This window comes from Methanofollis sp. (assembly GCF_028702905.1).
Classification (GTDB): domain Archaea; phylum Halobacteriota; class Methanomicrobia; order Methanomicrobiales; family Methanofollaceae; genus Methanofollis.
Genome location: NZ_JAQVNX010000081.1, coordinates 1 through 6,853, shown reverse-complemented (window position 1 = coordinate 6,853; position 6,853 = coordinate 1). Strand labels below are relative to the sequence as shown.

The 6,853-nt window shown below is 62.7% G+C and carries 7 protein-coding genes; 4 read left to right on the top strand and 3 right to left on the bottom strand.

What is annotated here, in order from left to right; all coding sequences use genetic code 11:
* From PHP59_RS09450 to PHP59_RS09440, 3 genes are all read left to right on the top strand, one after another.
* Nucleotides 1–270 (top strand): hypothetical protein (locus PHP59_RS09450; RefSeq protein WP_300166352.1); only part of this gene is annotated, 270 nt, incomplete at its 5' end.
* Nucleotides 267–1,292 (top strand): DNA double-strand break repair nuclease NurA, encoded by a 1,026-nt coding sequence (locus tag PHP59_RS09445; protein WP_300166350.1) that lies wholly within the window; start codon nt 267–269, stop codon nt 1,290–1,292. The genes PHP59_RS09450 and PHP59_RS09445, both read left to right, overlap by 4 nt.
* Entirely contained in the window at nt 1,267–2,865 is a 1,599-nt protein-coding gene (locus PHP59_RS09440) for an ATP-binding protein (RefSeq protein ID WP_300166348.1), read from the top strand. Before PHP59_RS09445 ends, PHP59_RS09440 begins: the two co-directional genes overlap by 26 nt.
* 36 nt (nt 2,866–2,901) lie before the next feature.
* Here PHP59_RS09440 and PHP59_RS09435 read toward each other — a convergent pair whose 3' ends face one another.
* Both PHP59_RS09435 and PHP59_RS09430 read right to left on the bottom strand, forming a co-directional pair.
* The gene (locus PHP59_RS09435) at nt 2,902–3,408 is read right to left on the bottom strand and encodes a nucleotide-binding protein (RefSeq protein WP_300166346.1); all 507 of its coding nucleotides are present in this window, start codon (nt 3,406–3,408) and stop codon (nt 2,902–2,904) included.
* Nucleotides 3,409–3,421: 13 nt separating this feature from the next.
* Nucleotides 3,422–4,288 carry a formate/nitrite transporter family protein gene (locus PHP59_RS09430; RefSeq protein WP_300166344.1) on the bottom strand — a complete coding sequence of 289 codons (867 nt, stop codon included), beginning with the start codon at nt 4,286–4,288 and terminating at the stop codon, nt 3,422–3,424.
* Between the two features lie 398 nt (nt 4,289–4,686).
* On the opposite strand from PHP59_RS09430, the gene PHP59_RS09425 reads away from it, so the two are divergent.
* Nucleotides 4,687–6,477, top strand: coding sequence for a chloride channel protein (locus PHP59_RS09425; protein ID WP_300166342.1), 1,791 nt, complete (start codon nt 4,687–4,689; stop codon nt 6,475–6,477).
* 234 nt (nt 6,478–6,711) lie between these two features.
* On the opposite strand, the gene PHP59_RS12710 is transcribed toward PHP59_RS09425, so the two are convergent.
* The gene (locus PHP59_RS12710; RefSeq protein WP_366943745.1) at nt 6,712–6,849 is read right to left on the bottom strand and encodes a DUF1059 domain-containing protein; all 138 of its coding nucleotides are present in this window, start codon (nt 6,847–6,849) and stop codon (nt 6,712–6,714) included.
* Between the last annotated feature and the right edge of the window lie 4 nt (nt 6,850–6,853).

Sequence of the window (6,853 nt, the reverse complement as noted above, 5' to 3'; positions counted from 1 at the left end):
GCGATCGCCCTCCGCATCGCCCTCTCCCGGTACCTCGCCGGCATGCGGGGCATGCACGACCCCGCCGTCCTGATCTTCGACGAGATCTTCGGCAGCCAGGACGAAGAGAGGCGGGCCAACCTGGTCAGGGCCCTCAGGACGCAGGAGGCCCACTTCCCCCAGATCTTCCTCATCTCCCATGTCGGCGAGGTCCAGGACGAGTTCGAGACGACCCTGCGGGTCGAACTCGGGCCCGGCCCCGAGAGCCACATCGAGGAGGCGGACAGGTGATCCCCCTCGACGAGGGCGACCTCGCCGGCATCATCGGCTATCTCGGGCAGATCCGCCCGGCAGACATGGCCTCGCGCTTTGCCCGCGCCGGCGGCTTTGACCTCTCCTCCTTCTCCTCCTGCGGCACGGGCTTTGGGGGCTCTGTCGCTGCGGTGGACGGGAGCAATGCCATGGTCCTTGAGACCGGGAGTTTCTCCGTCGTGCTCGTCCGTGCCGTCGAGACGACGTTCCTTGCCGGCCGGCGGGACCATGCCGGGGAGACGTCCCTCCGGGCCTTTCGGATCGGGCCGGAAGAAAAGAACACGGCCTATGAAACCCTCTACCAGGAGTGCTTCGAGGACACGCCCAGGGAACCCCTAGACAACGAGAACCTCTCCCGCGCCGCGGCCGCGTTCAGGGACACCCTCGAGTACTGGACGGCCCTCCGCCTCGCCGAGACCCTCGACCGGGGCGACGTCCTCCTCCTCGACGGCGCCCTGCGTGTCGATCACGAGAGCCACCGCCCTGTCCTCAAAATGATCCTCGACACAGCCCGGTCCCGCGGCGTCCTCGTCGCCGCGGTGACCAAGATGGCGTCGTCCACCTGGGGCGGCGGCATCCCCCTCGTCCCCGCGGCCGAGGCCCTTGCCCGCGACCTCGGGGTGGCAGGGGCATGGCACCTCGCCGTCCCGCCGTCTGTCCTGGACGCGGTGAGGTACCGCCAGTGGGACTTCAGCGCGACCTATGTCGCCTCCCTCCACCCCAGATCTCCCCGCGCCTTCAAGGTCGACCTCCCGGCAGGGACGCCGCCGGCGGCCGTCAGGGCCACCTTTGCCGCCCTCGCCTCCTATGCGGACGATGGAAGGGTCACCGGCTACCCCTTCCCCCTCTTCGACGCCCACCGTTTCGCGGCGATCGGGAAGGACCAGGTGGATATGGTCCGGCAGGCCCTCATCCGCCGCATGAGCGAGACGGGCATGACAAACGCGGATTTCCGCGCCTATTTCGGTGACTACCATGACACATTTGCATCCTATCGATAATGCCGACCCGGCCAAGTTCAGGCTCATCGGCGAGAAGGTCCTCTCGTACAGGTTCATCGTCCCCCATGACAGCAGGATCTTCGTCGGCGACCTCCTGAAGATCCGGGACGAGACGAAGGGCCTCACCTTCTTTGCGAAGGTGACCGAGATCTGCCACGACTGCAACTTCGCCGACCCGAAATGGGACACCCGCCCCCACACCGCGCACTTCTACGAACTGGGCGAGGACGTCTTCCTGGGCGTTGAGGCGGTGCCCCTCGGCTACCTCGACGGCGACGGCCGGTTCAGGAAACCGAACACCCTCCCCTCGAAGTTCTCCGAGGTCGTCGCCAACCCGACGGCCGACGACTTCGCCTTCCTGAAGGAGGAGATGGGCGAGATCGAGGTCGGCCTCCTGAAGACGGGCCAGGGCGTCGTCGAGGGGGTGCCGGTCGCCCTCCATGCAGAGGTGATGGCCCAGCACATGGGGGTCTTTGCGACCACAGGCATGGGCAAGAGCAACTTCATGAAGGTCTTCTCCGCCTCCTGCATGAAGGCGAAGCAATTCGGCATGCTCATCGTCGACCCGCACGGCGAGTACGCCACAGGCGGCCGCTCGTCCACAGGCGATGCGACAAAGGGCCTCATCCACGTCACCGCGGCCCTGGACGGACTGTCCGTCTTCACGATCGATGCCGAGAAGATGAAGACGTACCACCTCAACCGCCTCTGGCTCGAGTACGACGACATCAGGGCCTCCGACCTGAACATCCTCTTCGACCACTCGGAACCGCAGCACGACGCCCTCGAAATCCTTGAGGACGAGAAGGGGTCAGACCTCATCGCCTTTTTCCGGGAGACCGAGTTCGCCGATTTCGACAAGAAAGAGTACGTCGGGGACTTCGGGTGGATCGCGGACAAACTCCGGACCTCCCATCCCGGTCCCCTGAATGTCCTCAAGCGCCACTTTGATATCCTGACACGGGTGAACGGCCGGTTCTTCCGCGAAAGGGGTTCGTCCATCCCGGAGATCATGCGGGCCCTCGACGAGAACAGGGTCGTCCTCATCGACATCCCCGGCATGGGCGAGAGGAGCGAACTCTTCGTCCTCTCGGTGATCACCCGGCAGATCATGGAACGCCACAGGGAGTGGGGCGTCGGTCGGGATGAGAAGCCGCCGCAGGTCCTGATCGCGATCGAGGAGGCGCAGCGCGTCCTCGGCGCGGGCGGACGGCGGACCCAGGTCTTCAGGGAGGCTGCGATGGAGGGGCGCAAGTTCGGCGTCGGCCTCTGCGTCGTCACCCAGCAGCCGAAGAACATCGACCCCCGCGTCCTCGCCCAGTTGAACACCTTCGTGGTGATGGGGCTTGGCGACCGGGGCGACCGCGACACCATCGCAAGCAGCGCAAAACAGGACCTTTCAAAGATGGACACCGAGATCCAGACCCTCGACGCCGGCGAAGCGGTGATCTCTACCCTGAAGATCCCCTTCCCGGTGAGCACCAGGATCCATCTCTTCGACGATTATCTCAAGGAATGCAACAAAAGTGTACGCCCGTCTCCCGGGGAAGGACTGAAACGGGGCTTTTCCTGAAAGCCCCATCCTCTCCTTAACAATCCCTTGCGGGCTTTACTGTTCTTCTTTTTTGATCCGCCTGATCGAGACGCAGTTGACCACGGCATCGCCCGATACCACGTAGCGCTTGATCACAAGGCCCAGGATCTCGACCCTGTCCCCTTCCTGCACGTCTTCCTGCGGCGTGGTGAACATCTTCACCGTCATCTCGCCGCTGGTGTCCTCGACGATGTAGTGCGGCCTGTTGAGGTAGCGGAACTTCACCGTTTTGACGGTGCCGCGAAGCCTGACGGGCTTTCCGATCATGGCCATGGTGATTGCCCTGGCCCTGACGTCCTTTGCCTCCTTCTCATAGACCGGGACCAGGCCTGCGTACTGGCTCTGACTCATGTAATTGAGCACGCCCGGGATGATGAGGAGGAGGACGAGAGTCGGAATTCCCCAGATGAGGATCGAGAGGTCTCCTGTAAGAGCGACTGCAAAAACGACCAGAATGGTAAAAAATGCGAATACGGCCAGGGAAACGGCCGATATTCGCACATTGACATTCTTTATTTCCATTGTCTGCTCGGGTTTACTTGAGTGCGGCGATTTCCTTGCGGAAGGCGACCCAGTAGATAACACCGACGAAGAGCAGGCCACCGACGATGTTGCCGAGGGTGACGACGATGATGTTGTTCGTCCACATGGTTACCCAGCCGAGGTTGCTGAGGCCAGCGATACCTGCCGCCTGTTCAGCGGAGAGGTACGGCATTGTCAGGATGCCTGCGGGGATGAAGTACATGTTCGCGACACAGTGCTCGAAGCCGGTGGAAACGAAGGCCATGATCGGGAACCAGATACCGACAATCTTGCCGATCGCGTCGTCGGCGCAGATGCCGAGGAGGATGGCGAGGTTGACGAGCCAGTTACAACCGATGGCCTTGAGGAAGCAGGACCAGAGGGCTGCTGCGCCAAGATAAGAGGTCTTGCCTGCGGCGATAGCGACTGCATTGACGCCGAAGGCGTTTGCGGCACCGACGCCGGCGGCCGACCAGGAGGTCAGGGGGCCGTAGGCCATGATGTAGGCGTAGACAAGGGAACCGATGAGGTTGCCGATGTAGACCCAGAGCCAGAGATTGAGCACGCTTGCCCAGGAGACCTTGTGGATGAATGCCGCCATCGGGGCGAACATCGCGTCACCGGTGAAGAGTTCTGCGCCGGTCATGACGGTGATGATGAGGCCGACAGGGAAGACGGCGCCCAGGACAAGCTTGGCTATACCCGCACCGAGGAACGGTGCGACGCCGGTGGCGCAGACTGTTGCCAGTCCGGCACCCATGGCGATGTACGCACCGGACATGAACCCTCTCAGGATCATGTTCCATGCGGGCAGGGAAACCTTGTACTTCCCTGCATCGCCAGCCTTTGCGACGATTGCTACTGGAGGATGGAACACCATTTTTTTAACACCTCTAAACGTCCTACCTATACCGACACTATAAATCCTTTCTTGTATAGGTCAAACTAAAATACCCCGAAATCTTATTAAAATCTTTCTAATCGTTGCTGCGCATGGCTTTTCTTTGTCTGACACCTTTCAGCACCTGTCAGGGCCGGAGTAAACAATATGATCTTTACTCCTGCGTTATGTTAATAAGTATCATGCCGGGCCGTCCGCCTTTTCCCCCCCTGAGATGACCTGATGCCACTTCCCTGCCCTCCCTGGAGGCCGGATCGGGCATGGGCGCGCACCGGCCCCCGTGCCTCCCTATTTCCGGAGGATACGATGATTTCAGGACTATCAGGCAGTTTCGCGATATATTTTATGTTCTTTGTCCTGCAACAATATTCTGCATTATGTCAGACGGTGCCGCACCTGTACAGCGTATCTTTCTCATATCCGTGATCGTGGGAATAATTTCTGGAATCGGTGCCCTTTTGTTCTTCGAGGGCCTCAAGATCGGCACCTCCTTCTTCATGGAGACCATCGTCGGGTTCAACCTCCCCGAGGAGGGGCAGAGCATAGCCGAGATCTCACAATGGGCCCCGCCCGAGACGCCGTGGCTCATCCTCCCCGTGATCTGCTTTGGTGCCCTCCTCTCCGGCCTCCTCGTGTACACCTATGCCCCCGAGGCCGAGGGCCACGGGACGGACGCGGCGATCCGGGCCTTCCATGGCGAGGGGCGGATACGCCGCCGCATCCCCGTCCTCAAGGCCCTGACCGCGATCATCACCATCTCCACAGGCGGGAGTGCCGGGAGGGAGGGGCCGACCGCCCAGATGTCGGCGGGTTTCGGGTCCCTTGTCGCCGACCTCCTCGGCCTCTCCGAGAGGGAGCGGCGGATCGCCCTGGCGACAGGTATCGGCGCCGGTATAGGGACGATCTTCAAGGCCCCTCTCGGCGGCGCCATCCTTGCGGCCGAGGTGCTCTACAGCCGGGACTTCGAGTCCGATGCGATCATCCCGGGCTTCCTCGCCTCGGTCATCGGGTACGCGATCTTCGGTGCATTCGAGGGTTTCGAACCGGTCTTCTCGCCGGTCGCGGTCGAGTGGACGACCGGCCAGATCCCGTTCTTCCTCCTCCTCGGCGTGGTCTGCGCCGCGGTCGGCGTCCTCTATATCAGGACGTTCTACGGGACGAAACGCCTCTTTGCCGGGATCTTCGAGAGGTACCACCTCCCGAAGCATGTCAAGCCCCTCGCCGGGGCCTTCATCACCGGCAGCCTTGTCGTCGCCCTCGTCTACCTCTCGCCTGAGACCGCGGTCATCGGGCTTGCCGGCCTGGGTACCGGTTACGGCTTCATACAGCTCGCAATGTACTCGATGCTCCCCCTCTCGGTCCTCCTCTTCATCCCGTTCGTCAAGATCCTCACGACGTCCCTGACCATCGGGTCGGGCGGGAGCGGCGGCGTCTTCGCGCCCGGCCTGGTCATCGGCGGTGCGACCGGAGGGGCTGTCGGGATGGCCCTCCACACCTTCCTGCCCGGCCTGGTGCCCCTTGAACTGGTGCCTGGCTTTGTGGTCGTCGGCATGATCGCCCTCTTCGGGGCGATCTCGAACGCGCCCATCGCGGTGATGATCATGGTCGTGGAGATGACCGGCAACTTCTCCCTCTTCGTGCCCGCGATGGGCGCGGTGGCCGTCGCCCATGTGCTCACCGGCGAGGAGACGATCTTCGTGGAGCAGGTGCGGAACAAGTCCTTCTCCAATGCCCACCGCGGCGAGTTTGAGGTCGATATCCTGGAGAAGATCCGGGTGGCCGAGGTGATGGTCCCGCGTGACCGCGTGATCTCCCTCTCCCCTGCCGACGCCTGTTCGCAGGTCTTCTCCCTCATCACTTCGACGCACCACACCGGCTATCCGGTGCTCGACGGCGACCGCCTGGCCGGCATCATCACGACGAGGGACGTGCGCGAACTCCTGGCGGGCGGCGACCTCTCCCTCCCCGTGGGGGAGAGGATGACGAGGTCCCTGGTCTCGATACGCGAGGACCGGACCCTGGAGGAGGCCCTGCGCCTGATGATCGACCATGACATCCACCACCTGCCTGTGGTCTCGGCCGGCGACCCCGGGCGTCTTGCCGGGTTTATCACGCGGACAGACCTGATGCTCGCCCACAGTCAGGCGGTCGCCGCCCGTGCGCCGTGAGTGGGTCAGGCCCCCTTTTTTCCGGCTCTGGGGAATTTCTGGTACGGGGGCCGGTGGGTCCGCACTCTCCCTCATGGGATCGGAGGAGACGTCGGCCTGCGCAGGAGGATCTGCTTGCCGCGCCCTCCCGCGGGCTGTACCTGAACGCGTCGGTAAAGGGGAGGTACCCCTGTGCGAGGGTCGGGTGACGAAGGGGATACAAAAATGGAGTGGAAAAATTGTGCCCTGCTCTTCTCAGTGGATGACCTTCTTGATCTTCGTCCACTCATCCGCGGAGAGGTGCGCTCTGTCGTGTGCCTCCCGTGCGTGGTCGGCGATCTTCTTTTCCAGGTCGAACTCGTTCGCTTCGGACGCCTCGAAGGGGCATTTCAGCCCG

Coding starts and splice junctions, on each gene's coding strand:
- PHP59_RS09440 (WP_300166348.1), top strand. CDS start 1,267: ATGACACATTTGCATCCTATCGATAATGCCGACCCGGCCAAGTTCAGG.
- PHP59_RS09430 (WP_300166344.1), bottom strand. CDS start 4,288: ATGGTGTTCCATCCTCCAGTAGCAATCGTCGCAAAGGCTGGCGATGCA.
- PHP59_RS09425 (WP_300166342.1), top strand. CDS start 4,687: ATGTCAGACGGTGCCGCACCTGTACAGCGTATCTTTCTCATATCCGTG.
- PHP59_RS09435 (WP_300166346.1), bottom strand. CDS start 3,408: ATGGAAATAAAGAATGTCAATGTGCGAATATCGGCCGTTTCCCTGGCC.